Below are 26,115 nucleotides of genomic sequence, written 5' to 3'. Positions count from 1 at the left end.
GATTATACGCTATTAAGTTACTCTAAATTTTTAAATAACTGTATATCGTTGGCATCGGTTAGGTCTGGAATGTGCTCTGAACGAGGAATACAACATACGCTTTTAGGATGCTCACCCACCAAAACAGCGACGGCTTTCGGTAATTCCTTTTCATCGCGAACAGGGTCGATAGGACAATTATTCAAATAAGGATATATGGCTTCACCCAAAAAACTAAAAATATTCATACTCACCCTAAGCTCACCCGATTCATCTTTATACTTGGGAACATCTTTCATATTGGGCTTTTCAATAATATCTTGTAAAAACCCTTCTGATGAAATATTCATAACGGCAAACTTTGCAATACGCTCATCGTTATACTCAAATCCCGAACTTCCGTAACTGATAAGTGCATGGGGGGCATTTCTCTCTTTTCGCAAATCCTTTAGAGCCCCGACAGAGTAAAGATTATCCCCATTGCAAACGGTAAAAGTGGCTTTCTTTAATTCTGGATACTGATCTAAACATTGTAGTAATGCATCCGCCGTTCCCAACGGTTTTATTCTTCCTGCAGTAACGTTTTGAACTGCTAAAAACACTTCGATGCCTGATGGTAAGCCACCATTATCAATCAAATTTTGAAACACTTGATTTTCAGGACTGGTAATCAAAAAAAGATTAGTGTACCCTGCTTCTAAAGCGTTCTTTACCAAATAGTATAAAAACGGTTTTCCATGCTTACCCACGGGTATCAAACTTTTATGGGGAATATTGTCCATAACCCCTTTTGGGTCGTTTATAGCCTTTAAGCTCCTTTTCATTCGCGAAGATGCTCCACCGACCATAATAACTAAACTCTTATTCTCCATTCTGATTAACTTGTTAATTCAACTGTATATACAGCCTTGGCTCCTTTATCCAAAAACGCCTGTTTTACTTTTTCCTCTGCTTTATCATCCACCATTGCGACCATACAACCTCCACCTCCGGAACCAATAATTTTAGTTCCAATAGCACCAACATCTCTGGCCGCATCCATCATCTCTACCATTTTTTTCGGCGTGTTCTTGATAAATTTTTGAAGGATTATCTGATGTTGATTCATTAAATCTCCCAATTTATGAATATCAGAGGTCGATTTTAAAAGTTCTTTTCTTGCTTCCAAGGTGATATGATAATTATAAATAGTGGCGTACCAATATCCTCGAAGCTGTTCCGGAACAAGGCCCTTATATTTATCGTAATCCTTTATTCGTACTTGCTCCAATACAAACTCGGGATGTATTTTTTTAATAGCATCCACCGCACTTTGCGCGTACACTCGGGCATTTTTGAGCACTTCCAAAGTTTTTTTGGGCACTCCGGACTCGGCCACCAAAAGTTTACCAAGGTTTGCATTAAGACGTGTACTTTTCCCGCCTTGGGTATCAATATAAATAAGTCCTTTTTGTGCAATGGTATATTGGTCCATCAAACCTCCGGGTTGATCAAAAAATAAAACTTCGGCCTCATAGGCCCATCTCCCAATTTGATAATCTGAAATCTGATCTGATTTTCCGTGAGTTGCCACCAAAAAACGAATCCAGGCCACCACCAAGGCAGATGAACTGGAAAGTCCAGCGTTTACGGGGATGTTTCCAGAAATCTCGATATTGTAACCTTGTCCAAACTGAAAGCCTTGTGACTTTAAAACAACCATGGACGACCGGAAGTAATCATCAGGTTGAATTTGTTGTAGATTATCATTCAATGCGATGGATAACTCTTGTTGCAGGTCCAAAAGTCGGACAACATATTTTTTATCAGTATTCGGGGTTGCTCTTAACGATATATACCTATCAATAGCCCCCGCAATAACTGGAAGCCCTAAATAATCTTGATGATCTCCGTAAAAACAGATTCGGGCAGGAACCTTTATTTCAATCATTGGTTTGGTCTACTTAACTTATAATTTCCAAAGGAGTTGTCTCTTTCCAATTGCCTCTGGTAAAATCCGGGAATGGTTGCGGTGCACCACCACTGGTCACAGAACGCTCGCTTAATGGAGAAACAGCACTCCACAGACAACCTTCGTACACGTTCTGATCTAAAGGCAATCCTTTTTGTAAACATTCAACAATACGATACACCATTATGCCATCCATCCCACCATGTCCACTGCCTTTCGCAGCTTGGTTCAATCGCTTGTACAAAGGATGATCGTATTTTTCATATAATTTTTCAAGTTGTTCCCCTTGCACCCAGGAATGATGGTCTTTAGTTATACCTTCTACCCCACCCTCCAGAGCTACCCGTGTTGGGAAACCTGCCAAAATCCCCTTTGTTCCCTGTATTAAGTTTAATCTTGAATAGGGTCTGGGACTGGTTTCGTCCCATTGCACCATAATGGTTTTTTCAAAAGCAGTTTTTATAATGGAAGTGTTCAAATCTCCTCCTTTAAAATTGAGTTGGTTCCATTTATGGTCTGTGGGATAATTTTTTTCAGCATATAAATCGCGCCCTCTTGCCGGAGTGGAGAATGAGACCAAACTGCCAAAGGTGTCTTCTTGTCGGGCCAGATTCATATATTGTGCCACCGGTCCAAGGCCGTGCGTAGGGTAAAGATTCCCGTTCCTGTTGGCATATTGATGGGTTCTCCATGAGCCTGTACCTCGGTCCTGTTCTTCCATTTGCCAACGCAATTCGTGAATATAGGCTGCTTCGCCATGAAGAATTTCACCAATTGTACCTTGCCTGCACATATTAAGAAACATCAATTCATCTCTGCTATAGTTTACATTTTCCAACATCATGCAATGTTTTTGTGTGCGCTCGCTGGTATCCACTATATCCCACATATCTTGGATTGTGGTTGCGATTGGCACCTCCACAAAAGCATGCGCCCCATGTTCCATGGCCCCAATGGCCATTGGGGCATGATTGGTCCAATTAGTGGCAATGAACACCACATCGGGCCGGACTTCTATAAGCATGGTCCGCCATTGGTCTTCCTCACCCCAATATTGAGCTATATTCTTGTGCCTATCCTTACCACCAGCTTCTTGCACCCATTGCGTCTTTTCCTTTACCAAATCTTCATAAAGATCACAAATAGCGACCACTTCGGTTCCTTCCAAGGCGGCTAAAAACTTAGCGTGGGTTCCGCCCCTGGCCCCCACTCCAATAAATGCAGCACGTACCTTATCCAATTTAGGAGCTGCGAACCCACCCATATACTTTGAAGAGAAGGGTCTTTCTGAATTGGCTTTCAAATAACTTGGTACAATGGTAACCGCAGCTGCGGTCAATGAAGTTTTTTGGATAAAACTTCTTCTATCAAGGTTTTTCATAGGTGAACAAGGCATTGTGGTTCTTCTGTTCCAAAGTATGAAAAAAAAAGAAAGGGAAGCAAGCTTCCCTTTTTTAAAATCAGTATAATCTTTTAACCATAAGGTTATTTTAAGCTTGCCAAACTTTTTTCCAAAGTCTCTATTTTTGCTTCGGCATCGGCAGCTTTTTTACGTTCCATGGTAACCACTTGTTCTGGCGCATTGTCCACAAAACGTTTGTTGCTCAATTTCTTTTCCACAGACTTCAAAAATCCCTTGGTATAATTTAGCTCTTCCGTAATCTTGGCTATTTCTGCCTCCACATCGATAGCTCCACTGATTGGAATAAAGTATTCGTTACTTTTCACCCTATATGTAAGGGCCCCATCCAAACTGGAATCAACAGCTTCCATTTTTGAAATGTTCCCTAATTTTAAAATAATGGCATCCATTTGATTGTCCATACCTTCCGTATTCAGCATAAAAAGTTCCAATGCATCTTTTTGAGGAATATTTTTTTCCTTTCTAATGGTTCTTATTCCAGAAATTACTTCTGCTGCAAAATCAAAATTGGCAATCAAGGCATTGTCCACTTCTTCGGTTTCTGGCCAATTGGCGACTATCAAAGCTTCTTCCGGGGTACGTTCTGCAATATGCTGCCATACTTCCTCGGTTAAGAATGGCATAAAGGGATGTAACAATATCAGATTTTCTTCAAAAAGACGCAACACCTCTTTATGAGTGGCTCGATCAATTGGTTTTTGATATTCAGGTTTTATAATTTCTAATAACCAAGAGCAGAAATCATCCCAGACCAATTTGTAGCTAGCCATCAATGCGTCGGAAATTCGGTATTTGGAAAAGTGGTCCTCAATTTCCACCAAAGTCTTATTGAGTTTTGCTTGGTACCAATCAATGCCTTTTTGTGAGGCTTGGGGTTGGGGTAAATCTGCAACTTCCCATCCTTTCACCAATCGGAACGCATTCCATATTTTATTGGTAAAGTTGGCTCCTTGTTGGCATAGAGCTTCATCAAACAATAAGTCGTTACCTGCAGCAGAGCTCAATAAAAGTCCTACACGAACACCGTCGGCGCCAAAATTTTCTATCAATTTTAGTGCATCTGGCGAATTACCAAGCGATTTGGACATTTTTCTACGTTGCTTATCACGAACCAATCCGGTCAGGTAGACATTTTCAAAAGGTCGTTTCCCACGATATTCATATCCAGACATAATCATACGGGCTACCCAGAAAAACAAAATGTCGGGTCCTGTAACCAAGTCACTAGTAGGATAATAGTAATTGACCTCTTCATTATCTGGTTCCAATATACCGCCGAAAACACTAATGGGCCATAACCAAGAAGAGAACCATGTATCCAGTACATCTGAATCCTGACGTAGATCCGATTGTTGAATATTTGAATTTCTAGCTTTTGCCAACTCCAATGCTTCTTCCGGGGTTTCCGCAACCACAAAATCATCTTTACCATCTCCGAAATAATAGGCTGGAATTTGTTGTCCCCACCATAATTGACGGGAAATGTTCCAATCTCTTATGTTTTCCATCCAATGGCGATAGGTATTTTCAAACTTGGAAGGATACAATTTGACATCTTTTGTCTCCAAAACACCTTCAATGGCAGGTTTTGCCAGATTTTCCATTTTCAAAAACCATTGATCCGAAAGTCGAGGCTCTATAACCGCTTTGGTTCTTTCTGAGGTTCCAACTTTGTTGATATGTTGTTCAGTTTTCACCAAATATCCCTTTTCTTCCAATTCCTTTGAGATTTCTTTGCGAACCACAAAGCGATTTTTTCCATTGTAGTGTAGCCCATAAGAGTTAAGGGTTCCATCTTCATTAAAGATATCGACCACTTCAAGATTGTGCTTATCCCCAAGGTTTTTATCGTTCTCGTCATGGGCCGGGGTTACCTTAAGGCATCCCGTACCAAATTCTACATCGACATAATCATCCTCAATAATTGGTATTACCCTATCACAAATTGGCACAATGGCCTTTTTGCCCCTTAAATGGTGGTATCTTTCATCGTTTGGATTTATACAAATGGCAGTATCCCCCAAGATGGTCTCTGGACGTGTTGTGGCGATGGTCACTTTTTCATCAGAACCTTCAATAGCATAAGATAAATAATAGAGGTTTCCTTGTCGCTCTTCATATATCACCTCTTCATCGGAAAGGGTTGTTTTGGCCTCTGGGTCCCAGTTCACCATTCGGTACCCCCTATAAATCAAACCTTTGTTGTACAAATCCACAAAGACTTTAATTACAGAGGCAGACATATCGTCATCCATAGTGAACTTGGTGCGGTCCCAATCACATGAACATCCCAATTTTTTCAATTGTTGAAGAATAACACCACCGTACTCATTGGTCCAATCCCAAGCGTGCTTAAGAAATTCCTCTCGGGACAACTTTGATTTATCAACACCTTCTGCCTTCAGCTTAGCAACCACTTTGGCTTCGGTAGCAATGGAAGCGTGATCCATTCCCGGTACCCAACACGCATTTTTTCCTAAAAGCCTTGCTCTTCTAATCAGTACATCTTGGATGGTATTGTTGAGCATGTGGCCCATATGAAGCACTCCAGTAACATTTGGCGGGGGTATTACTATGGTGTAGGGCTCCCTTTCGTCTGGCTTGGAGCTGAAATAATCATGCTCGGACCAGTAGGCATACCAGTGTTCTTCAACCCTTTTAGGGTCATATTTTGATGGGATTTCCATTTTTCGGTATAGTTTTTGTTTATTTGGACTGTGATTGGTTCTTTTTAAAAGGAAGCTAAATGTTAATTTTTTGCAATTCTTCGGTGGAGAACCAATCCAGAAATACGAAACAAAAATAAGTAACGTTATTCTATAACAAAAGAATTTTGGATGCAGGTATCAAAACATCTACATTTGAAGTTCACCCAAAAACCAAAAATGATGAAAAAAACTGTACTCTTGCTGTTTGTAGGGCTTTTATCCTTAGGGGTGTATGCTCAAGAAACTGCTAAAATCGAATTTAAGAGCGAGACTATTGATTATGGAGAAATTGATAGAGGTAGTGATGGTGTCCGAGTATTTGAATTTACCAATACCGGAAATGTTCCTTTAGTGGTCAGCAATGTAAGATCTAGCTGTGGATGTACTATTCCTAAAAAGCCGGAAGAACCCATTATGCCTGGCAAAGTTGGCAAAATCGAAGTGAAATATGATACTAACAGGGTTGGCCCAATTAGAAAGGCCATTACTGTTACCTCTAATGCGGATACTCCCACCAAAGTTTTAAAAATTAAGGGAACCGTAAAGAATTCCGGAGCAAAATAAGAAGAAGAAAATTATATGTTTAAAGCCCCAAAATCCAATTGGATTTTGGGGCTTTAATTTTTTAGTCATCATCAAAGACTTTTTTAAGAACAAAAGAGAACAATAAATCTTGATTATATCTTTCAATTAACAATTTAATGCGTTTTCCTTCTTTGTCATTGATCATTTTAAGGATTTCCTGTAGCTTATACTGATGAACTCTTTTCCCATTAACAGCCAAAATAACATCTCCTTCGCGTAAACCTGCTTCTGCTGCCGGACTACCTGCGCGAATACCGGAAACCACAATTTCGGGCACTAAGCTCAGCTTTGTCTTATTTTCCAACATTATTTTGACATTGCCAAACGTATCCTTTCCATCGCCTTTAACAACACCATTGACATCGGCAATACTTTCTGCTATATATCGAAGTCCATTGTGTTGTAAATCTATCCCGGCCATATTATAATGAAATGGCTCTTTAAAATTTCCATTCTTTTTTAAAGTGACCAATCCTCTACCGTAATCAAAGACCATATTGAACCTCTTAAGCACTTCACCTCCTAAACTGCCGTTGCGGTCACCCAAATTATCCAAACCTTGGAAAGATTCTCGATCGGGAAATGCAACTTTCGCTTCTTCCAGTAGATATTCCCCGATTCGAACGCCATTTATTTTACTTCGCTTGCCAAAAATATCTCCACTTAGACCTCGTCCCAAGTGATCATCATAATTTTTTTCCGGAATTTCCAATCCTTTTTTCTGTTCTGGAAACAACCAAAGTGCATCGCTACTACCTGTATCCACAAGCAACTTGACTGGTATATTTGCTGTATCCTTCATTAATACAGTTCCCTCAACATACGCTTTTCGCTTTTCCACAATCAAAGGGATTGTTTGTCTATTCCTTTTATCCTTATAGGTATAAAGTTCAGGGTTGTGCAGTTTTATTTTTTTTGCTCCATAATTGACCTCAACAATAAAATCCCTAAAAAGATCGTAGCCCATGATACCATGTACAGGAATTCCTAAAGATGTTGAAAAGTTTATACTCTTATCTATAACCACATAAAGATCTTGTGAATAGTTTTTTGCTTTTCCAAAACTGAAAGCGTTTCCTTTGGAACTCAAGGCTTTCATGGGTCGTCCTTCACCTAATCCCTGAATAGTAACTTCAGAAACATTGTTGATAGGTACCGAGTCGGAGTCAGAGAGGTTAAAAAGTATCGGCTTGCTTACTCCTGAATCTAAAATAAAGGTGAGTTCTGTTCCATTGATCTCAACTGGTATTATAATTAGGTTATTGATAAGTTCAAAGTTGATTTTTTGATATTTTTTACCTTTTGGCAAGTTGAATCCTTGCGCCATCGTAAAAAGAGGCACTAACCATAAAAGCATAAAAAAAGCAATACTTTTCCTTAACATTCTTAATATCAATTAATCATACTTATTAAATATAACAATTTTAAGCCAAAAGCCACTTTTATTTAACATATCAATAATCCACTAATTATTCTCTAAAGTTGTTGGTTTCAATAATTGGTTTTCTCATTTTTGTCAAAATTTTAGCTCATGCCAAGTATCTCCAATAAGGGCAATAAAATGCCCGCATCGCCAATTCGCAAATTAGTACCCTATGCGGAAGCTGCTAAAAAGCGAGGTGTCCATGTAATCCACCTCAACATTGGTCAACCCGACATTAAAACTCCTAAAGTAGCGCTGGATGCCGTTAGAAACCACAACATAGAGGTTTTGGAGTACAGTATGACGCAAGGCTCAGAAACATATAGACTTAAAATTGCCGATTATTATGCTAAAAAAGACATTATAGTTGATTCTGAGGATATTATTGTGACCACAGGTGGTTCCGAAGCATTATCTTTTGCCATGGGAACCATTATGGACAATGATGACGAAATAATAATCCCAGAGCCATTTTATGCCAACTACAATGGGTTTGCTACAGCTTCGGGAGTTATTGTTAAACCAATTGCCTCCACTATTGAAAACAATTTTGCTCTACCTCCAATTTCCAAGTTTGAAGAGCTCATTACACCGAAGACTAAGGCCATTCTTATTTGTAATCCAGGTAACCCTACCGGCTACCTGTATACTGAAGAAGAAATAAAACAACTAGCCGCACTTGTAAAAAAGCATAACCTTTTCCTCGTTGCAGATGAGGTGTATCGAGAATTTACATACGAAGGTCGCAAGCACTATTCCATTTTGCAGATTAAAGGACTGGAAGAGCATGCCATAGTTGTAGATTCAGTGTCCAAGAGGTATAGCATGTGCGGTGCCCGAATCGGGTGTTTAATCTCTAAGAACACCGAAGTTATCCAAACCGCAATGAAATTTGCCCAGGCTCGTTTATCTCCTCCGACCTTTGCGCAAATTGCCAGTGAAGCTGCATTGGAAACCCCTCAGGAATATTTTGATGACGTCATCAAAGAATATGTTTCCAGAAGGGACATCCTAATATCGGAACTTAAAAAAATCGATGGAGTGAACGTAGCAATTCCACAAGGGGCATTTTATTGTGTTGCGGAATTACCAATTAATGATGCCGATCAATTTGCACAATGTTTGCTCGAAAGTTTTGATTTGGACGGCACCACTGTAATGGTGGCACCCGCTGCAGGCTTTTATGCAACCCCTGGCTTAGGGAAAAATCAAATAAGAATTGCCTATGTGCTGGAAAAAGAGCAACTTGTGAAGGCCGTCCAAATTTTGGACAAAGCTTTAAAAGTGTATAAAAGCAAGTGAATATTCAGGAGAACATATCCTTAAAAAGCTACAATACCTTTGGTATTGATGTGAAAGCAAGGTTTTTTGTTGAGATTACTGGACTCGTACAACTTCAAAAAGTACTTGAACTTAAAGCGTATCCAAAAAAAATCATAATCAGTGGGGGGAGCAATATGCTGCTTACCACAGATGTAGATGCATTGGTAATACACATTAATCTCAAGGGCATCACCCTCGTAGATCAGGACGAGGATACCGCTGAAATTAAGGTGATGGCCGGTGAAAATTGGCACGAATTGGTAATGTGGAGCTTGGAGCAAGGTTATGGTGGATTGGAGAACCTATCCCTTATCCCTGGGAATGTAGGCACCACTCCTATACAGAACATAGGTGCATACGGTGTAGAACTTAAAGATGTTTTTGTGAGTTGTGCCGCCATGGACATTAAAACAGGAGAATTGGAAGGTTTTGACAAAGAAGCCTGCAAATTTGGATACCGAGACTCCATTTTTAAGAACGAGGCCAAGGACAAATACATTATCACTTCTGTAAATCTTAAACTCACCAAAAAAGAACATGCACTACATACCGGATATGGTTCCATTGAAAATGAACTCAAGGATAAAGGAATAGTCCATCCGACTCTAAAAGATGTTTCCGATGCGGTCATTGCCATTCGAAAAAGTAAATTGCCCGATCCAAGGGAAATTGGAAACAGTGGCAGCTTTTTTAAAAACCCGATCATTTCAAAAAAAACGTTTGATAAATTTATAAGAAGACACCCCGATGCTCCTTTTTATGAAATAGATGAGAATAAATATAAGATACCGGCTGGCTGGCTCATAGAGCAATGTGGCTTTAAAGGCAAACGCTATGGAGATGCAGGCATCCACCAAAAACAGGCCCTTGTACTGGTGAACTACGGCAACGCTACAGGTAAAGAAATCTTGGAATTGGCCAAAAAAATTCAAGATGTGGTAAATAAGACGTACAAAATAAAAATAGAACCTGAAGTAAACATAATAAAATAACCCCCGTATTGAAATCAATAACGAGGGTTATACCAAACCAAACTAACCAAATCTATATATGTTGTACGGACTACAAGTCCTTTTGTACTTTTTTAATATTACAAAGACAAAATACTTTTTCTGTCTTAGCTTTGTTTTATATACGGGATAAATTCTATTTTAGATTTTAACCCCTAAAAAAAATACCAAAAGATTCGTAAATGAGCACACTAATCGAAAGACATATCGTTTCACTCCTCGCGGAAAAAGACGATAAGGCTATTTCCCTGTTGTATGAAAACTACGGTGATACACTCTTTGGTGTTGCTTATAAAGTGGTAAAAGACGAAGATTTGGCTCAAGATGTACTACAAGAAAGTTTCATTAAAATTTGGAAAAAAGCGGACACTTACGATGCTTCCAAAGCCAAACTTTTTACATGGCTCTTCAGAATAACCCGAAATACTGCTATTGATAAGTTAAGAAGCATTACAAATAAATCGGATAAGGAAATCCAAATAGACGTTTCAGACGTATATAATTTAGGAGTTAAAGGTATAAACCCCGAACATTTGGACATCCAAGAAAACTTGGACAAAATTGAAGACAAGTACAAAGTTGTTCTTGAAGCCCTGTTTTTTGAAGGAATGACGCAGCAGGAAGCGAGTGATGAACTGGACATTCCCTTAGGAACAATTAAATCCAGATTAAAAATAGGACTTCGCGAACTTGGAAAAATTTACGGCACAACTATGTCTTTGCTCCTTATCTTAAACTTATTGTCATGAAGGAAAAAGTAAAAATATTTTTAGAATCCGACATCTTGGAAAAGTATCTTATGGGAGATACAACCAAGGATGAGACCCAAAAGGCAGAAAGGTATATCGCCATGTATCCCGAGGTAAGGGAAACATATGATGAGCTTCAAAAAAACTTGGAGACATTTGCTAATTTATACGCTAAAAAGACACCAGAAGGCCTTAAAGAGGTTATACTTGCCAGTGCAAGAAAAGAGACTATGGTAAGCAAAAGGTTCTTGCGTTATGCCATTGCTGCAAGTGTGGCTATTATGATTTTTGCTGGTTCCTCTCTCTTCTTCTGGAATGAGAACCAAACACTTCAAGAAGAAAATACCCTGGTCACCAACCAGATTAAGTATTTGGAGAACAATATGAAAGATCAATTGGCCGATATGAGAAACCAATTTATCGTTCTGAACAATCCGGCGACCAAAAAATATCAGGTAAAAGGAGAAAAAGAAGGCAAAGCACTTAAGGCCATTGCCTACATCAATCCTGTTAAAAAACTTTCCTACATCAATGTCAGCAATGTACCTGAGTTGCCAGAAGACAAATGTTTCCAGATGTGGGCCGAAGTGAATGGTGAGTTGGTAAATTTGGGAGTAATCAAGGATTTTGACGAAAAAGACAAGTTGCTAGCGCTACCTTATGCCGATAACGCTGTTGGTTACATCACCATTGAGCCAAAAGGCGGAAACAGTGCTCCATCCGTGGACAATATTGTGGCCAATATCAAATATTAATAAATTCAAGGTTTAACAAGGTATTTTGTACCTTTGTTCAAAAGTTGGATTATGAAGTTAGCACTAGTTACAATTGGATTATTGGCACTCGCATTTGCAGGTATTGCCATTAAAATCTGGGGTAAAAAGAACGGTGAGTTTGCTGGCACATGCGCAAGCCAAAGTCCGTTTTTAAACAAAGACGGGGAAGCTTGCGGGTTTTGCGGTAAACTTCCTGATGAACAAGATTGCAAAAAAGACACTGTCTCCAACACTCCATAACTTTATATATTTAAAGGCAATCTTTAATTTTTGGAAAAAACTGACGATTCCATCAAAGAAATTATACAAAAGGCAAAAAAAGGAAACCAAATTGCCTTTAGCACACTTTTGGATACTTTCTGGAACGATGTTTACAGTTTTCAGATACTTCGCACCAAAAATGAAAATGATGCAGAAGACATCACCATAAGAACATTTTCCCGAGCATTTGATAGAATTGAAACTTATGATGACGCATTTGAGTTCAAAACCTGGCTCATAACCATTTCCAAAAACCTCCATGTAGACCTTCTTCGAAAACGCAAAAGAAGCTTACTTAACGATATGGATTCCCGAGGGGACGAAGTAAAGAGAGTTTTGGACGAAACACCATCGGTAGAAGACCGATTGATTACCGAGCAGAATTTGGCCAATTTACTTAGAGACATCAAAAAATTAAAGCCACACTACCAAAAGGTCATCAACCTACGTTATTTTCATGAATTGAGTTATGCCGACATCGCCAAAGAGCTCAACGAACCCATAAACAATGTGAAGGTAAAATTGCTTCGGGCAAAAAAACTTTTGGCTGAAGTCATCAAAAAAAATTGCCCCGTCCGGGTTCATAAATTTTCCTTTCCAGTTTTGTACCTTTGTTAATACAAATTAAATTGTATGAGCACAAGCGTAGCAGAAAACGTTCTTCCTCCAAAGGGAAAGCCAAAATGGCTAAGAGTGAAGCTCCCTACGGGTAAAAAGTACACCCAGCTCAGAGGATTGGTTGACAAATACGACTTGAATACCATTTGCACTTCTGGAAGTTGCCCAAATATGGGTGAATGTTGGGGTGAAGGAACTGCTACTTTTATGATTTTGGGTAATATTTGTACACGCTCCTGCGGATTTTGTGGGGTAAAAACAGGTAGACCCGAAACAGTGGATTGGGCAGAACCTGAAAAAGTGGCACGATCTATAAAGATCATGAAGATAAAACATGCTGTGCTTACCTCTGTAGATCGAGACGACCTTAAGGACATGGGGTCAATTATTTGGGGAGAGACGGTTAAGGCCGTTAGAAGAATGAACCCTGATACCACCATGGAAACCCTTATTCCTGATTTTCAAGGCATTTCCACACATTTGGACCGCATATTGAACGTAGCTCCAGAAGTTATCTCCCACAACATGGAAACCGTAAAGCGATTGACTAGGGAAGTTAGGATACAGGCCAAATACGAACGAAGCTTGGAAGTTCTGGATTATTTAAAGAAAAATGGTGCAAACAGAACCAAATCGGGTATTATGCTCGGTTTAGGTGAAGAAGAGCATGAAGTAATCTCCACCATGAAAGACCTTAGGAATGTTGGTGTCGATGTAGTTACTATTGGTCAATACCTACAACCTTCAAAAAAGCACTTGCCTGTAAAGCAGTTTATTTTACCCGAGCAGTTCAAAAAATATGAGGAATTAGGTTTGGAAATGGGCTTTAGGCACGTTGAAAGTGGCGCCTTGGTTCGCTCATCTTACAAAGCACATAAACATATTGATTAGCACCTCTCCTCCCTCCCAATCATGAAAAATATCACTGTTGGAATAAACGGCTTTGGACGTATTGGTAGAACCCTTTTTAGGCTTTTACACAATCATCCAAATATAAGCGTAGTAGCTATAAACGATTTGGCCAACGCGGAAACCTTGGCCCATCTACTTAAATATGATAGCATCCACGGAACATTCAATGCGGATGTAAGCCACAACAATAACAATATTCGTTTCGATGGCAGGGAAATACCTGTCCTCAACCACAATCACCCCAAAGAAATTGATTGGAAATCCCATCAAGTTGATTTAGTTGTGGAATCCACAGGAAAATTTAAAACACCGGAAGATTTGGAATTCCACGTAAAAAATGGGGCCAAGAAAGTAATCCTATCCGTTCCTCCGATGGATGATTCCATCAAAATGGTGGTTTTGGGCGTTAATGACGAAATTATCGATGTTAACGACGATATTATCTCCAATGCATCATGTACCACCAACAATGCTGCCCCAATGATCAAAGTCATAAATGAACTGTGCGGCATAGAACAGGCATATATCACTACAATACATTCCTACACTTCTGACCAAAGTTTACACGACAGTCCACACCGAGACCTTAGAAGGGCCCGGGCTGCTGGCCAATCTATAATTCCGACAACCACAGGTGCTGCTAAAGCCTTGACCAGTATTTTCCCAGAACTATCCAATACTATAGGTGGGTGTGGCATTCGCGTTCCTGTTCCAAATGGCTCACTAACGGACATCACTTTCAATGTTATAAAAGAAACTTCCATTGAAGAAATAAACACTACCTTTAAGATACAAGCGGAAAACAGCCTAAAAGGCATACTCAATTATACGGAAGACCCTATTGTTTCCATTGACATAAACAATAGTTGTTACTCTTGTACGTTTGATTCATTGATGACCTCCGTGATTGGTAAAATGGTAAAAATCATTGGTTGGTATGACAATGAAACTGGATATTGCTCCAGAATAATTGATTTAATCGTTTTGCTCATTAAGAAAAAATACATTTGAAATTCAAACTAGCAAACAAAAAGATGGGCGTAAAATCGCCGCTTCTCTTGTGCATGCTTCTATGCATTCAACTTTGTTTTGCCCAAAATGAAAGTAATTCCACCTCAGATGTAATGTCAATTTTTGATGAGTTTATGAGCTACCGCCACGAAAACAAAGTGGATTTAGCTTTAGAGGCTTTGAACGAAGCAGCCAACATTGCAGAAAGCAATGAAGACTCCAAACTTTTACTTGACACTTATCACCAATACGCACGATTATTTTTAGAACAAGGTGATCAAGAAACAGCAATTTTTTACTGGGACCGGGCCAGCATCCTATTAAAGGACACCTCATATTCTTACGGCCAGGCATTTCATTTATATTTGGATGCCTCACTTAGATATAGTGAAGGCAACAACTTTCAGGCGTTGAAACAACTGGAAGAATCGAGGAAATTGAGCAATAACAGAAACCTTACCAACAACATACTTTTACTGGAGGCAAACATCTATACCAATATTGAAAAATATGATGACGCCATAAAAAACCTGCATGCGCTCATAGTTAACTCAGACGATAAGGAGCGGGCCTATTTGGCAACAAAAGCAAACTTGCAGTTGGCCAAAATCAGTATCACCCTAAACGACCTTGAAGAAAGTATTATCCATTCCAAAGCTGCTTTGGAATTGGCTCAAAAACATGGTTTCGCCAAGGAAATAAAAAATGCCTACGAGCAGCTATCAAAGATTTATGAAACCAACGGCAATTATAGTGAAGCCCTGATATATGCCAAAAGTTTGGCTCAAATCAAAGATTCCATATTTAATTCGGAAAAAGTAAAACTAGACTTGGATACAGCGGATAAAATCCGTTTCAATCACCAAATGAATGAACTCAATAAGCTTCAAGCCAAGAACGAAGAGTTGAGTGAATCAAAAAACCGTTCAGAGATAACGGCCATTTTAACTTCTGCTTTTTTGACAATTATTTCTCTTTTGGCCGTTTCATTGTTCCGCAACAACCAAATAAAATTAAAGACCAACGATCTTCTTTATACCAAAAACAAGGAACTCGAATTAGCGCGGGATGCGGCGGTTTCAGCCATGGAGGCAAAAACCAATTTTTTATCTACGGTAACACACGAGCTTAGAACACCTTTGTACGCTGTTACGGGCCTTACCCACCTATTATTGGAAGAAAACCCTTCCGAACATCAAAAAGAGCATTTAAAATCTTTAAAATTCTCGGGAGAATACCTGCTAAATTTCATAAACGATATTCTTCAAATCAATAAAATTGATGCGGATAAACTTGAACCCCTCAACGTAGATCTCAATCTAGAAAAAGTACTTGGGGATGTCGTGGAATCGCTCCAACAAAATGCCAATGAAAAGAATACTGAACTCATCTTAAATTACGACCGAACCATTCCGAAAAAATTATTGGGAGATCCTGTAAAGCTATCCCAAATTTTCATGAACCTTGTTGGAAATGCTCTTAAATTCACCAAAAACGGCAAGGTAGAGGTCATAGTAAAAATGCTTAAGAAAGAAGAGGACAATGTAAAGCTGTATTTTGAAGTAAGGGACAACGGAATCGGAATATCGGAAGAACAGCAACAACATATATTTGACAGTTTTGAACAGGGATCCATTCAAATTAACCGAGAATATGGAGGAACGGGACTTGGATTAACTATAGTTAAAAGTCTCCTAGGCTTGTTCGGTAGTACTATTAATTTGGACAGTGACGTTGGCCATGGAAGTTCCTTCTATTTTGAAATGGATTTGGATTATGAAACCAAAGAAGGAGAGGATATTGCCTTTGAACTGAGTCCTGAAGAATTTCAATTTAAAGGATTACATGTTCTAGTGGTCGAAGACAATAAAATAAATCAGGTAATCACCAAAAAAATGCTCACTAAAAAAGAGATCACCTGTAACATTGCCAATAACGGCAACGAAGCCATCGATTTGGCCAAAACCAATAAATACGATGCTATTTTAATGGATATCCATATGCCCGGCATAAGCGGCGAGGAAGCAACACGACAAATACGAAAGTTCGACAAAAACATTCCCATTATTGCCCTAACCGCCATTTCATTGGACGATAGTTTGGAGAGCTTTTACGAAGCAGGCTGTAACGATGTGGTCACCAAGCCATTTAAACCAGAGGTTTTCTATCAAAAAATAGGTGAGAATATCTTCAGAAGTAAAATGGAAGGCTCCATTTAAAGCAAATCCAGAACAGCATCCTTTAAAATTGCAGCATCTTCATCCGAAAAGCTATGGGCTATTTCCAAAAAATACAGCTTATCCACCCTACCCTCTAATCGCACAAAGTCTTTTTCCGTGGTTAACACAGTCTCATACTTTTTAAACCGTGCAATTTCCTTGTCGGTAAAATGGTGATGGTCCCTAAATTCAAAATGTTCAAAATGTATTCCCACGGACTGTAAAAATTCAACCAACGGCCCCGGAGAAGCAATTCCAGTAACCAATGCCAATGGTTTGTTTTTTAATTCTGACAATAAAATATTCTGTTTTTGGCCATCAGTAACAAAATTCTGATATTTCAAAGTGGCGAACAACACCTTTTGATGTGATTTTGGTTTAAGCTTGCTTATAACTCCATTCCTAATATCTTCGTCCAAGGCTGTAGGACATTTGGTGACAATAATTAAATCGGCTCGTTCGGCCTCTTTCTTTGCATCTCGTAAGTTTCCAGTCGGCAGATACCAATCATCCACATAAAGGTCACCAAAAGAGGTAAGCAAGATGGAAAAAGTAGGTTTCACTTTTCTATGTTGAAAAGCGTCATCCAATACTATGATATCCGGATTCCTATCGTTTTCCAATTTCTCAATGCCATTTCTCCTATCGGAATCAACAGCTACGGTAACCCTAGGGAACTTTCTATAGATTTGATAAGGCTCATCACCCAAATCCAACACAGTACTTTCAGGACTTCCCAAGTAAAACCCTTTAGATTTACGTTTATAACCACGACTCAAAACCGCTACCCTATGCTCTTTCAACAATCGCAGTAAATACTCCGTCATAGGCGTTTTACCAGTTCCACCAACACTAAGATTGCCCACGCAAATAAGTGGGGTTTTGTACGATTTGGATGAAAAAACACCTAAATCGAACATTAAATTTCTCACATAAACCACCATGGCATAGATCAAAGAAATAGGGAACGTTATTTTCCGGAGCATCTGAAGCATTGAACGAAAATATAATATTTTATCTTTAGCCCAATCAACATTTTTAAAATGACCGTTAACGATATTGCGAAAACACTGGAAGAATTGGCTCCTTTGGCCCATGCCGAAGAATTTGATAACGTAGGCTTATTGGTGGGTGACCCGAACATGGAAGTTACTGGCATCCTTGTAACTCTGGATACGCTGGAAAACGTGGTGGACGAAGCCATTGAAAAAAATCACAATCTAATCGTGAGCTTCCATCCGATAATCTTTAAGGGTTTGAAAAAGCTGACGGGCAGTAATTATGTAGAGCGTGTGGTTCTTAAAGCAATATCCAACAACATTGCCATCTACAGTATGCATACTGCACTGGACAACAGTAAAATGGGTGTAAACGCCAAAATCTGTGAAGTACTTGGGATTAAAGGAACGGAGGTTTTGATACCAAGACCAAAAAGCATTAAAAAATTGACTACTTATGTGCCTTTGAATGATGCTGAAAAAGTAAAAACAGCTTTGTTCAAAGCAGGAGCAGGCGAAATTGGAAAGTACAGCAATTGTAGTTATAGTTTAGAAGGAATTGGTAGTTTCAAAGCAGATAATGAGGCCAATCCAACCATTGGGAATGTAGGGGAAATTCATTTTGAAAAAGAGACACAGATCAACATCATCTATTCCTTTGAAAAGGAAAAATCCATCTTAAACGCACTTTTTGATGCCCATCCGTATGAAGAAATAGCATACGAAGTGCTCACAATTGACAATACCAATCAAAATTTGGGCATGGGGATGATAGGAACCCTTGAAGTTGAAATGGATGAAAAGGAGTTTTTATTATTGGTAAAAGAAAGAATGAACGCCGCTGTAGTAAGGCATTCAAAACTACTTGGCAAAAAGATAAGAAAAGTCGCAGTTTTGGGTGGTAGCGGTGCTTTTGCCATTGGTTCGGCCAAGAGCGCCAGAGCCGATGTTTTTGTTTCTGCCGACATTAAATACCATGAATTTTACCAAGCCGAAAACCAATTGGTAATAGCCGATATCGGGCACTTTGAAACTGAGCAGTTTACAAAAGATTTATTGGTTGATTATCTTACGAAAAAAATTCCTAATTTTGCAGTCTCTTTATCAGAGAGTATAACGAATCCCATCAAGTATTTATAAAATATATGGCGAACAAGAAAGAAAGCACTGTGGAAGAAAAGTTGAGAGCGCTGTACGACCTACAGCTTATTGATTCCAGAGTTGATGAAATCCGTAATGTTAGAGGCGAACTGCCCCTGGAAGTACAAGACTTGGAAGATGAAGTCCTTGGTCTTAAAACCAGAATGGACAAATTGAAAACAGATGTTGAGACCGTCAACTTTGAGATTACTGCCAAGAAAAATCTCATCGATGAGGCCAAAGCGCTTATCAAAAAATATAGCGAACAACAAAAAAACGTCAGAAACAGCCGAGAATTCAATTCCTTGAGCAAGGAAGTGGAGTTCCAAGAACTGGAAATTCAATTGGCTGAAAAAAACATTAAGGAGTTCAAAGCACAGATTGAGCAGAAAAAAGAGGTGATTTCCCAAACCAAAGAGAAATTATCCGAACGCGACAGCCATCTTAAGCACAAAAAAGGTGAATTGGATGCTATCCTTAAAGAAACTGAAAAGGAAGAAAAAGCGCTCTTAAAAAAATCTGAGGAGTACGAAGATAAAATTGAAGACCGTTTGATCAAAGCATACAAAAGAATCCGTCATAACGTAAAGAACGGTTTGGCAGTAGTTCCCGTGGAACGTGGAGCATCTGGAGGTTCTTTCTTTACCATTCCACCACAGGTACAGGTAGAGATTGCTTCCCGTAAAAAAATTATTACCGATGAGCACAGTGGTAGGATTCTAGTAGACCCACTATTGGCCGAGGAAGAACAGGATAGAATGGAAAAACTATTTGCCAAGATCTAAGAACAATAGCTTTTACATAATAAAAAAAGCCACCTTATCGGTGGCTTTTTTGGTATTGTACTTTGTCATTTCGAAATAAGCGTTGCAATTGAGAAATCTAAAAACAGATTTCTCCCATTCGGTCGAAATGACAATTAAGTTTAATTGCTCACAATAATCCCAGGATCATTTCTTCAATCTCTTTGGAGTCCCATTTTTCCTCTATATTGGGTTGCTGCATCACTTGTTGCATTATTGCTTCCTGTAAATCTCCCGTGGCAAGGGCTTCGACATACGGCTTATCCGAAAATGTGACTCTACTATATACCGGAACCCACTTCTCTGGATATTTTTTCGCAAAATGCTTCTCAATTTTTTTCTGCAACAAAAACTTTGGGTCCGCTGTTTTACTGCTCATTTCCACAAAGTTTCTGTAACTCAATTCCGCAATGGCATCTGCATTGGGTTTTCGTTCTTCCTGATATTCGGAAAAAATACGTGCCCAATCATCACCGTGTTTGTCCATTAATTGGTTGAGCACATAGATATCTTCAAAACCTGCATTCATACCCTGCCCATAGAATGGTACAATGGCATGCGCAGAATCACCGACCAAGGCAACTTTGTCCCAATAGGTCCATGGGTAACACTTCATAGTAACCATGGCACTTGTTGGGTTATTGAAAAAGTCATTGGTCAAATCCTCAATTTCCTTTCTCACGGTAGGGAAATATTTCTTAAAAAAATCTTTGGCCTGTGCTTCGGTTTTAATGCTTTCAAAAGATATATCCCCCTCGAAGGGTAAAAATAATGTGCAGGTAAAACTACCGTCCACGTTGGGCATGGCAATAAGCATAAATTCTCCACGAGGCCAAATATGAAAGGAATTTTTATCCAATTTATGGGTTCCATCTTCATTGGCAGGTATAGTTAGCTCTTTGTAGCCTACATCAATAAAGTTTTGGGAATAATTAAACCTGCTCCGACGCTGCATTTTATGGCGAACCCGTGAAAATGCACCATCGCACCCAAAAACAAGGTCGAACCCATATTCTTTCCATTCACTTTTCTCAGTTTCCCCTGTATAGATTTTAGCATCGGGCAAATCTACATCCCAAACTTTTTCATTGAACCTGAAAACAGCACCTGCTTCCTCGGCCAAGTTTATCATTCTCTTATTTAGGACTCCTCTGGAAATTGACCATATGGCCTCTCCATCCTTTCCATAATTTTGAAAATAAATAGGTTTATCATTAACGTGCATGGCACGCTTGTACAAGGGGATTGCAATATCTTTAATTTTTTTTCCGATGCCCACCTCATCCAAGGAATTCCAACCCCTATCACTCATGGCGAGGTTAATGGATCTTCCCGAAAATTTGATGGTTCGAATGTCTGGCCTTCTATCAAATACCGTAACCGCATGTCCAATTTTTCGAAGATATATTGCTAAAAGGGAACCCACCAATCCAGAACCGATGATGGCGATATTTTTTGGGGTCTGTGTCATAAATGCCCTAAGGCTCGTTCTAATTAAATAGCTAAAATAAGGATTTTTAATTGTTCAGGTTGGCACCTTTTCCTTTCAACCTGCCATACCATGCAAGCCATAGTGCTTTTTTTATTGTTAGGTCTGTTGACAATTTTCAGCATACGATATAATCCGAAGCGGCATGTCTCCACGTATATAATGTATAATATTCCGCTACGGCGTCTATATATAAAAAGTCCTTCACAATACGTTGCGAAGGACTTTTCACTTTTAATAAATTCTCTTTTTATTTTAAGATTTCATCCACAATACCATACTCAACTGATTCTTCCGCACCCATCCAATAATCACGGTCAAAATCTTTCATGACTTTTTCAAAAGACTGCCCACAATTTTCAGATAAAATTTTGGCACCCAATTCTTTGGTCTTTATAATTTCCTTGGCTTGGATTTCAATATTGGAAGCTTGTCCTCTGGCTCCTCCGCTGGGCTGGTGAATCATTACACGGGCATGTGGTTGAATAAACCTTCTACCTTTTTCCCCCACTGATAAGAGTATGGAACCCATGGAAGCTGCTAAACCTGAGCATACCGTGGATACCGGGCTTTTTATTTGCTTAATGGTATCGTAAATGGCAAAACCGGAGGTAACATAACCGCCTGGGCTATTGATTATCAATTGAATCTCTTTATTGTTCAGCATATCCAAATACAGCAATCGGTCGATAACGTGTTTGGCAGAATCATCATCTACCATACCCCACAAGAATACTTTGCGGTCTTCTAGCAGTTTTTCTTGGATCAACTCTTGAACTTTTCCTTTTTTCGAACTCATTATTTACGTGTTGTGAGACATCAAAAATAATCAAATTCCACTGATTTTTTTGAACTTGTTGACCCCAATACTTTTATAATATTATTATCTGTCTTTTTTAAGCATATCATCTTTGCTCAAAATCACCCATTTTACTGTTCAAATAGCCACAGTAAGTCTAAATATGTCCACTTATTATATGGTTTCATAATCCCACTAATTATTTTATCCCATATCACATTACTTATTTAAGCACAGAAAACAATACATCTTCCGCCAACCTATTTAAATCATTGCCAATCAGTACAATGTTCATTCATACCTGCAGCACCCAAAAACACGGTAGTAAAAATGAAAATGAGAAAAATTATTTTTCAATAAAAGTTGATTCAAGAGTGATTTTATTTGGTGTAGCTTTTTAAAACGAAATACAGATTACTGGATTTTCATGGTATATTTGATTAAAAGTCAGATATGAAGATCTATCACCTACTAGGATTGTTTGCTGTATTTTTTTTCTCTGCATGCAAAACCGACCCTAAAAAAGTTGAAGATACCAATGAGCCCAAAAAAACTGTTCCCGAACGTATTGCGGAAGCCCACGGTTTTGAAAACTGGAACGCGGTGAACGAAATTGCCTTTACTTTTAATGTGGACAGGGATTCCATGCATTTTGAGCGCAAATGGAAATGGAAACCCAAAACCAATACGGTAACCGCCATTTCTGGAGCTGACACCTTAACGTACGACCGTGCAGATATGGACAGTATTGCCCTAAAGACCAATAGCGGCTTTATTAATGATAGATATTGGCTTTTAGCACCATTTAATTTGATGTGGGATGCCAAGAACTACACCTATGAGCACAATACCGAAGCTACCGCTCCAATTAGCAAAGAAGCAATGCAAAAACTCACCATTGTATATGCCAACGAAGGCGGCTACACCCCGGGTGATGCGTATGACCTCTACTTTAAGGATGATTATATACTTCGGGAGTGGGCATATCGCAAATCCAACCAAGACCAACCTAATTTAGTTTCCACCTGGGAAGATTATGTGAATATGGAAGGTTTGCATCTGGCAAAACAGCATAATCGACCTGATGGCGGAACAAATCTTTATTTTACAGGACTTTCGGTACGTAAAGAATAGAACGCATCTATATATTGGGCTTAAAATACAATAACGAAGCATACCACAAAACCCACTTCGAACCCATCTGGTTTTGCATTGAAAGGCCATAAAAGCCTATGTTTTATATTGCTAAACTTTTACACCATATCAATTATTATATGGGGCATTGGCTTCAAGTACTAAAATCTTAATTTCCTTTCACTCGTTTCCATAAATCTATAAGTATCCTTTTACCTGCGCTCCTGTCTGGCGGCTCTTCGGTAAAAACAACTTGGTCATCAGCTTCCACCGTAATCTTATATTTGAACACAAAATCTTGTGCGTTTGGTTTCATACTAAAAAGTCCAAAACGCAAATCATTAAAATATAAATAACCTTCATTTTCAGTTATCGTGTACCACCCTTCCGAAATGGAAATCATCCGCTTGATCTTTTCATTTTCCACAAGCTTACCTAACAATTCATGGTTTTTAGGATAGCTTACAAATGAAATGGGTTGTGTGTCCAAAAACGAATAATTCCCCAATAAATACGCGTTTTCCGTTTCAACGTTGGCGCTCCAAAGTATGGTATTCAAGGGTGATGGTCGGGTATCCAATTGTAAATATGCTATTTTTTGGCTTTTCAAGGCTTGCTCAAATTGCCCAAATGCCGCCCATTTTAAAAGAAAAGTAAGCAATAGATAGCCTGTACTTACGATTAAGCCCATCGTATTGAATCGTTTGCGTTTAGGCGAAGTTCGTTTTTGTCTCATAGCAAGAATCAAAAACACTAAGAAAGGCAATGTGTATATTGGATCTATCACAAAAATGGTCTTAAAGGCCAAGCGTACATCAAACGGCCAAAATAATTGAGTGCCCCAGGTAGTATGTGCATCTAAAATGGGATGCGTAACCAACGACCAGAAAAACAACCACGACCAATCTCTAAAGTTTTTATACGATTCAAAACGTGAAACCAACCAGCCCATCAGTGGCGCAAAAAGCATGGAAAAAGCAATGGAATGCGTAAATCCGCGGTGTATGGCAAGCGAAGAAACTGTATCCGTCAGGTAGGAAGCGACCATATCCAAATCAGGAATAGTACCTGCAATGGCTCCATAAAACATGGCTTTGTTTCCCACTTTTCTACCCAAAACCGCTTCACCGACCGCGGCTCCTAAAACTATTTGTGTAAGTGAATCCATATGTAAACAAAAATACGCTTTGCGGTTCTATTTTTGCTGAGATAACTCTTGGATGTATTTATGGAAAATACAAACAGTTGGCGTAACAGAGAACTAAGTAAAGAAACGACTCTTTTCTTCAATAATTTTGAGATGATTTCTTCTTTACTAAGAAAGTAATGTAACGTTTTATAATAGGAATCTTATTCACCAAGCTATTGTCACGAAATGGCCTTGGCGTCGCTCTTGACCATTCTTACTTTTGCCGATTTCATTTAGATAAACCGGTGTTTCGACAAAGGATTTACCACTGAAACTTTTTCCATGTTTTGTTCTTTCCTGTTGTACGAACAACTTAGAGTGAATCAAACTTAATACGTAAATATCGTACAGCCCATTAGTTGCTAAATAAAAGTTACGACAAGACAGATACGCTAAATTTTATTGCTCCTATGCTACAAGCAACAACATCTTTTTTATCTCCCCCTTCTACCCAAGAAAAAAGTTATGCCCAAAACCATAAAAGCAAGACACAGCAGCAAGATAAAACTATAGCTCAACGAAGCACTTTCCGCAATAAAACCAAGTATTACCGGCCCCAACAAAAATCCCATATAACCAGATCCTGCAATAAAAGCTACTCCTTGTGAAGAATCCACTCCCTTAACGTTGCCCCCTATCCGGAACAGTTCGGGAACAATTACTGAAAACCCAAGACCATTAAAAGCAAAACCAATTATGGAAAGTACTGTACTTTCGGTTAAAACCAAAAAGTACCCTAGAGCGGCTATAAATGCACCTAGGCCCACTATTTTAATGGGACCTATTTTAGCGCTGATACCATCTCCCAAAAAACGCCCTAAGGTCATTGTAGTGGAGAATGCCAAAAACCCCGCTCCTATAAGAAGTTCTGGAGCCATGGCCACTTCTTTTAGATAAAGTCCGCTCCAATCTATTATGGCTCCTTCACTACCAAAGGAAACAAAACCAATGATCCCCAAAAGCAACAAAGGCTTAAAAAGCTTTAGACTAAAAGGCTCCTTTTCCACTGGGGCGGCCACAATATGGATATAATGCTTCCTATAGTACAAATTAATGGTAAATACTAAAATTACCGTTATGCCCATATGTAAGACCTGGCTTCCAATTACCGGAATCAAAAAACTTCCCAATCCGACCAAGATACCACCCAAGCTAAAAAATCCGTGGGCAGCGGACATAAAGTTTTGCTTGTCCTCTTTTTCAATCTCAGTAACCAAAGTGTTTATGGCAATATCGATAAAACCGTTCCCTGCTCCAAAAAAATACAAGGCTGCCATCAATAAATAGTAATTAGGTGCCATAAGTGGTAACATGGCCGTTAGGGAGACACCAACAACCCCAAACCAACAGGCCCTGCCCACTCCAAGTCGGTTAATGAGTTTGGAGGCGACGGGAAAAATAGTAAATACACCTAGGGACAGACAAAATAGAGCTATGCCCAAATCTGCCTTGTCAATGTCCAATTTGTCTTTTACAGTGGGGATATATATGGCCCAAGTGCCAAACCAGATATTTATACTGGTAAAAACCCATGCAGGTCCGAAGTACCTTGGATGGGATAAAATGAGCCATAGGGATTTCATCTGTTTAAATTGGTCGGTTCGGTTGGTAAATA

The 26,115-nt window shown here is 39.1% G+C and carries 23 protein-coding genes; 13 read left to right on the top strand and 10 right to left on the bottom strand.

Annotated elements, in window-relative coordinates; genetic code table 11:
* Positions 1–17: 17 nt before the first annotated feature.
* From MWU56_RS14680 to MWU56_RS14665, 4 genes are all read right to left on the bottom strand, one after another.
* Complete coding sequence (locus tag MWU56_RS14680; RefSeq protein ID WP_247045629.1) at positions 18–851, bottom strand: sugar phosphate nucleotidyltransferase; 834 nt, start codon at positions 849–851, stop codon at positions 18–20.
* A gap of 5 nt (positions 852–856) precedes the next feature.
* On the bottom strand, positions 857–1,909 hold the full coding sequence (locus MWU56_RS14675; protein WP_247045627.1) for a GHMP kinase: 1,053 nt from the start codon (positions 1,907–1,909) through the stop codon (positions 857–859).
* Positions 1,910–1,922: 13 nt separating this feature from the next.
* On the bottom strand, positions 1,923–3,311 hold the full coding sequence (locus MWU56_RS14670) for a Gfo/Idh/MocA family protein (RefSeq protein ID WP_247045625.1): 1,389 nt from the start codon (positions 3,309–3,311) through the stop codon (positions 1,923–1,925).
* 104 nt (positions 3,312–3,415) lie between these two features.
* On the bottom strand, positions 3,416–6,040 hold the full coding sequence (locus MWU56_RS14665) for a valine--tRNA ligase (protein ID WP_247045623.1): 2,625 nt from the start codon (positions 6,038–6,040) through the stop codon (positions 3,416–3,418).
* Positions 6,041–6,238: 198 nt separating this feature from the next.
* Between MWU56_RS14665 and MWU56_RS14660 the strand changes: the two genes are divergently transcribed.
* Positions 6,239–6,625, top strand: a complete 387-nt coding sequence (locus MWU56_RS14660) for a DUF1573 domain-containing protein (protein ID WP_410548946.1) — start codon at positions 6,239–6,241, stop codon at positions 6,623–6,625.
* Positions 6,626–6,686: 61 nt separating this feature from the next.
* Here the strand turns inward: MWU56_RS14660 and MWU56_RS14655 are convergent, their stop codons facing one another.
* Positions 6,687–8,030: an aspartyl protease family protein gene (locus MWU56_RS14655; protein ID WP_247045621.1), complete on the bottom strand. Its 1,344-nt coding sequence runs from the start codon at positions 8,028–8,030 to the stop codon at positions 6,687–6,689.
* A 147-nt stretch (positions 8,031–8,177) separates the two neighbouring features.
* Between MWU56_RS14655 and MWU56_RS14650 the strand changes: the two genes are divergently transcribed.
* The 9 genes from MWU56_RS14650 to MWU56_RS14610 all read left to right on the top strand — a co-directional run bounded on the left by MWU56_RS14650 (position 8,178) and on the right by MWU56_RS14610 (position 16,948).
* Positions 8,178–9,371, top strand: coding sequence for a pyridoxal phosphate-dependent aminotransferase (locus MWU56_RS14650; protein WP_247045619.1), 1,194 nt, complete (start codon positions 8,178–8,180; stop codon positions 9,369–9,371).
* Entirely contained in the window at positions 9,368–10,384 is a 1,017-nt protein-coding gene (gene murB / locus MWU56_RS14645) for a UDP-N-acetylmuramate dehydrogenase (protein ID WP_247045617.1), read from the top strand. Before MWU56_RS14650 ends, murB begins: the two co-directional genes overlap by 4 nt.
* Positions 10,385–10,584: 200 nt before the next feature.
* Positions 10,585–11,151, top strand: coding sequence for an RNA polymerase sigma factor (locus MWU56_RS14640; RefSeq protein WP_247045615.1), 567 nt, complete (start codon positions 10,585–10,587; stop codon positions 11,149–11,151).
* The gene (locus MWU56_RS14635; protein ID WP_247045613.1) at positions 11,148–11,906 is read left to right on the top strand and encodes an anti-sigma factor; all 759 of its coding nucleotides are present in this window, start codon (positions 11,148–11,150) and stop codon (positions 11,904–11,906) included. The genes MWU56_RS14640 and MWU56_RS14635 overlap by 4 nt, the downstream gene beginning before the upstream one ends.
* Before the next feature lie 51 nt (positions 11,907–11,957).
* Positions 11,958–12,167 carry a membrane or secreted protein gene (locus tag MWU56_RS14630; protein WP_247045611.1) on the top strand — a complete coding sequence of 70 codons (210 nt, stop codon included), beginning with the start codon at positions 11,958–11,960 and terminating at the stop codon, positions 12,165–12,167.
* Positions 12,168–12,197: 30 nt separating this feature from the next.
* Positions 12,198–12,806: an RNA polymerase sigma factor gene (locus tag MWU56_RS14625; RefSeq protein WP_247045609.1), complete on the top strand. Its 609-nt coding sequence runs from the start codon at positions 12,198–12,200 to the stop codon at positions 12,804–12,806.
* 15 nt (positions 12,807–12,821) lie between these two features.
* Positions 12,822–13,697 (top strand): lipoyl synthase, encoded by an 876-nt coding sequence (gene lipA, locus MWU56_RS14620; protein WP_247045607.1) that lies wholly within the window; start codon positions 12,822–12,824, stop codon positions 13,695–13,697.
* A 21-nt stretch (positions 13,698–13,718) separates the two neighbouring features.
* The gene (gene gap, locus MWU56_RS14615; protein WP_247045605.1) at positions 13,719–14,729 is read left to right on the top strand and encodes a type I glyceraldehyde-3-phosphate dehydrogenase; all 1,011 of its coding nucleotides are present in this window, start codon (positions 13,719–13,721) and stop codon (positions 14,727–14,729) included.
* A 23-nt stretch (positions 14,730–14,752) separates the two neighbouring features.
* Positions 14,753–16,948 (top strand): response regulator, encoded by a 2,196-nt coding sequence (locus MWU56_RS14610; protein ID WP_247045603.1) that lies wholly within the window; start codon positions 14,753–14,755, stop codon positions 16,946–16,948.
* Here the strand turns inward: MWU56_RS14610 and lpxK are convergent.
* Positions 16,945–17,934 (bottom strand): tetraacyldisaccharide 4'-kinase, encoded by a 990-nt coding sequence (gene lpxK / locus MWU56_RS14605; RefSeq protein ID WP_317236557.1) that lies wholly within the window; start codon positions 17,932–17,934, stop codon positions 16,945–16,947. The genes MWU56_RS14610 and lpxK overlap by 4 nt on opposite strands.
* 57 nt (positions 17,935–17,991) lie before the next feature.
* Here lpxK and MWU56_RS14600 point away from each other — a divergent pair, with 57 nt between their 5' ends.
* Together MWU56_RS14600 and MWU56_RS14595 are read left to right on the top strand one after the other, a co-directional pair.
* Positions 17,992–19,086: a Nif3-like dinuclear metal center hexameric protein gene (locus MWU56_RS14600; RefSeq protein WP_247045599.1), complete on the top strand. Its 1,095-nt coding sequence runs from the start codon at positions 17,992–17,994 to the stop codon at positions 19,084–19,086.
* A 5-nt stretch (positions 19,087–19,091) separates the two neighbouring features.
* Positions 19,092–19,871 (top strand): zinc ribbon domain-containing protein, encoded by a 780-nt coding sequence (locus tag MWU56_RS14595; protein WP_247045597.1) that lies wholly within the window; start codon positions 19,092–19,094, stop codon positions 19,869–19,871.
* Between the two features lie 148 nt (positions 19,872–20,019).
* Here MWU56_RS14595 and MWU56_RS14590 read toward each other — a convergent pair whose 3' ends face one another.
* Both MWU56_RS14590 and MWU56_RS14585 read right to left on the bottom strand, forming a co-directional pair.
* On the bottom strand, positions 20,020–21,360 hold the full coding sequence (locus MWU56_RS14590) for an FAD-dependent oxidoreductase (RefSeq protein WP_247045595.1): 1,341 nt from the start codon (positions 21,358–21,360) through the stop codon (positions 20,020–20,022).
* Between the two features lie 268 nt (positions 21,361–21,628).
* Positions 21,629–22,177 (bottom strand): ClpP family protease, encoded by a 549-nt coding sequence (locus tag MWU56_RS14585; protein WP_247045594.1) that lies wholly within the window; start codon positions 22,175–22,177, stop codon positions 21,629–21,631.
* A gap of 453 nt (positions 22,178–22,630) precedes the next feature.
* Between MWU56_RS14585 and MWU56_RS14580 the strand changes: the two genes are divergently transcribed.
* Entirely contained in the window at positions 22,631–23,311 is a 681-nt protein-coding gene (locus MWU56_RS14580) for a hypothetical protein (protein WP_247045593.1), read from the top strand.
* A 169-nt stretch (positions 23,312–23,480) separates the two neighbouring features.
* Here MWU56_RS14580 and MWU56_RS14575 read toward each other — a convergent pair whose 3' ends face one another.
* Together MWU56_RS14575 and MWU56_RS14570 are read right to left on the bottom strand one after the other, a co-directional pair.
* The gene (locus MWU56_RS14575) at positions 23,481–24,479 is read right to left on the bottom strand and encodes a metal-dependent hydrolase (RefSeq protein WP_247045591.1); all 999 of its coding nucleotides are present in this window, start codon (positions 24,477–24,479) and stop codon (positions 23,481–23,483) included.
* 455 nt (positions 24,480–24,934) lie between these two features.
* Positions 24,935–26,083 carry an MFS transporter gene (locus tag MWU56_RS14570; protein WP_247045589.1) on the bottom strand — a complete coding sequence of 383 codons (1,149 nt, stop codon included), beginning with the start codon at positions 26,081–26,083 and terminating at the stop codon, positions 24,935–24,937.
* Positions 26,084–26,115 lie beyond the last annotated feature (32 nt).

The organism is Allomuricauda sp. F6463D (assembly GCF_023015965.1).
Classification (GTDB): Bacteria; Bacteroidota; Bacteroidia; order Flavobacteriales; family Flavobacteriaceae; genus Flagellimonas.
The sequence above is the reverse complement of the archived record's forward strand: the minus strand, read 5'-3'. Positions and strand labels throughout refer to the sequence as shown.

Bases quoted from the DNA above. Each gene is read 5' to 3' on its own strand.
- MWU56_RS14680 (WP_247045629.1), bottom strand. From the start codon at position 851: ATGGAGAATAAGAGTTTAGTTATTATGGTCGGTGGAGCATCTTCGCGA.
- MWU56_RS14675 (WP_247045627.1), bottom strand. From the start codon at position 1,909: ATGATTGAAATAAAGGTTCCTGCCCGAATCTGTTTTTACGGAGATCAT.
- MWU56_RS14670 (WP_247045625.1), bottom strand. From the start codon at position 3,311: ATGAAAAACCTTGATAGAAGAAGTTTTATCCAAAAAACTTCATTGACC.
- MWU56_RS14665 (WP_247045623.1), bottom strand. From the start codon at position 6,040: ATGGAAATCCCATCAAAATATGACCCTAAAAGGGTTGAAGAACACTGG.
- MWU56_RS14660 (WP_410548946.1), top strand. From the start codon at position 6,239: ATGATGAAAAAAACTGTACTCTTGCTGTTTGTAGGGCTTTTATCCTTA.
- MWU56_RS14655 (WP_247045621.1), bottom strand. From the start codon at position 8,030: ATGTTAAGGAAAAGTATTGCTTTTTTTATGCTTTTATGGTTAGTGCCT.
- MWU56_RS14650 (WP_247045619.1), top strand. From the start codon at position 8,178: ATGCCAAGTATCTCCAATAAGGGCAATAAAATGCCCGCATCGCCAATT.
- MWU56_RS14640 (WP_247045615.1), top strand. From the start codon at position 10,585: ATGAGCACACTAATCGAAAGACATATCGTTTCACTCCTCGCGGAAAAA.
- MWU56_RS14635 (WP_247045613.1), top strand. From the start codon at position 11,148: ATGAAGGAAAAAGTAAAAATATTTTTAGAATCCGACATCTTGGAAAAG.
- MWU56_RS14630 (WP_247045611.1), top strand. From the start codon at position 11,958: ATGAAGTTAGCACTAGTTACAATTGGATTATTGGCACTCGCATTTGCA.
- lipA (WP_247045607.1), top strand. From the start codon at position 12,822: ATGAGCACAAGCGTAGCAGAAAACGTTCTTCCTCCAAAGGGAAAGCCA.
- gap (WP_247045605.1), top strand. From the start codon at position 13,719: ATGAAAAATATCACTGTTGGAATAAACGGCTTTGGACGTATTGGTAGA.
- MWU56_RS14610 (WP_247045603.1), top strand. From the start codon at position 14,753: ATGGGCGTAAAATCGCCGCTTCTCTTGTGCATGCTTCTATGCATTCAA.
- lpxK (WP_317236557.1), bottom strand. From the start codon at position 17,934: ATGCTCCGGAAAATAACGTTCCCTATTTCTTTGATCTATGCCATGGTG.
- MWU56_RS14600 (WP_247045599.1), top strand. From the start codon at position 17,992: ATGACCGTTAACGATATTGCGAAAACACTGGAAGAATTGGCTCCTTTG.
- MWU56_RS14595 (WP_247045597.1), top strand. From the start codon at position 19,092: ATGGCGAACAAGAAAGAAAGCACTGTGGAAGAAAAGTTGAGAGCGCTG.
- MWU56_RS14590 (WP_247045595.1), bottom strand. From the start codon at position 21,360: ATGACACAGACCCCAAAAAATATCGCCATCATCGGTTCTGGATTGGTG.
- MWU56_RS14585 (WP_247045594.1), bottom strand. From the start codon at position 22,177: ATGAGTTCGAAAAAAGGAAAAGTTCAAGAGTTGATCCAAGAAAAACTG.
- MWU56_RS14580 (WP_247045593.1), top strand. From the start codon at position 22,631: ATGAAGATCTATCACCTACTAGGATTGTTTGCTGTATTTTTTTTCTCT.
- MWU56_RS14575 (WP_247045591.1), bottom strand. From the start codon at position 24,479: ATGGATTCACTTACACAAATAGTTTTAGGAGCCGCGGTCGGTGAAGCG.
- MWU56_RS14570 (WP_247045589.1), bottom strand. From the start codon at position 26,083: ATGAAATCCCTATGGCTCATTTTATCCCATCCAAGGTACTTCGGACCT.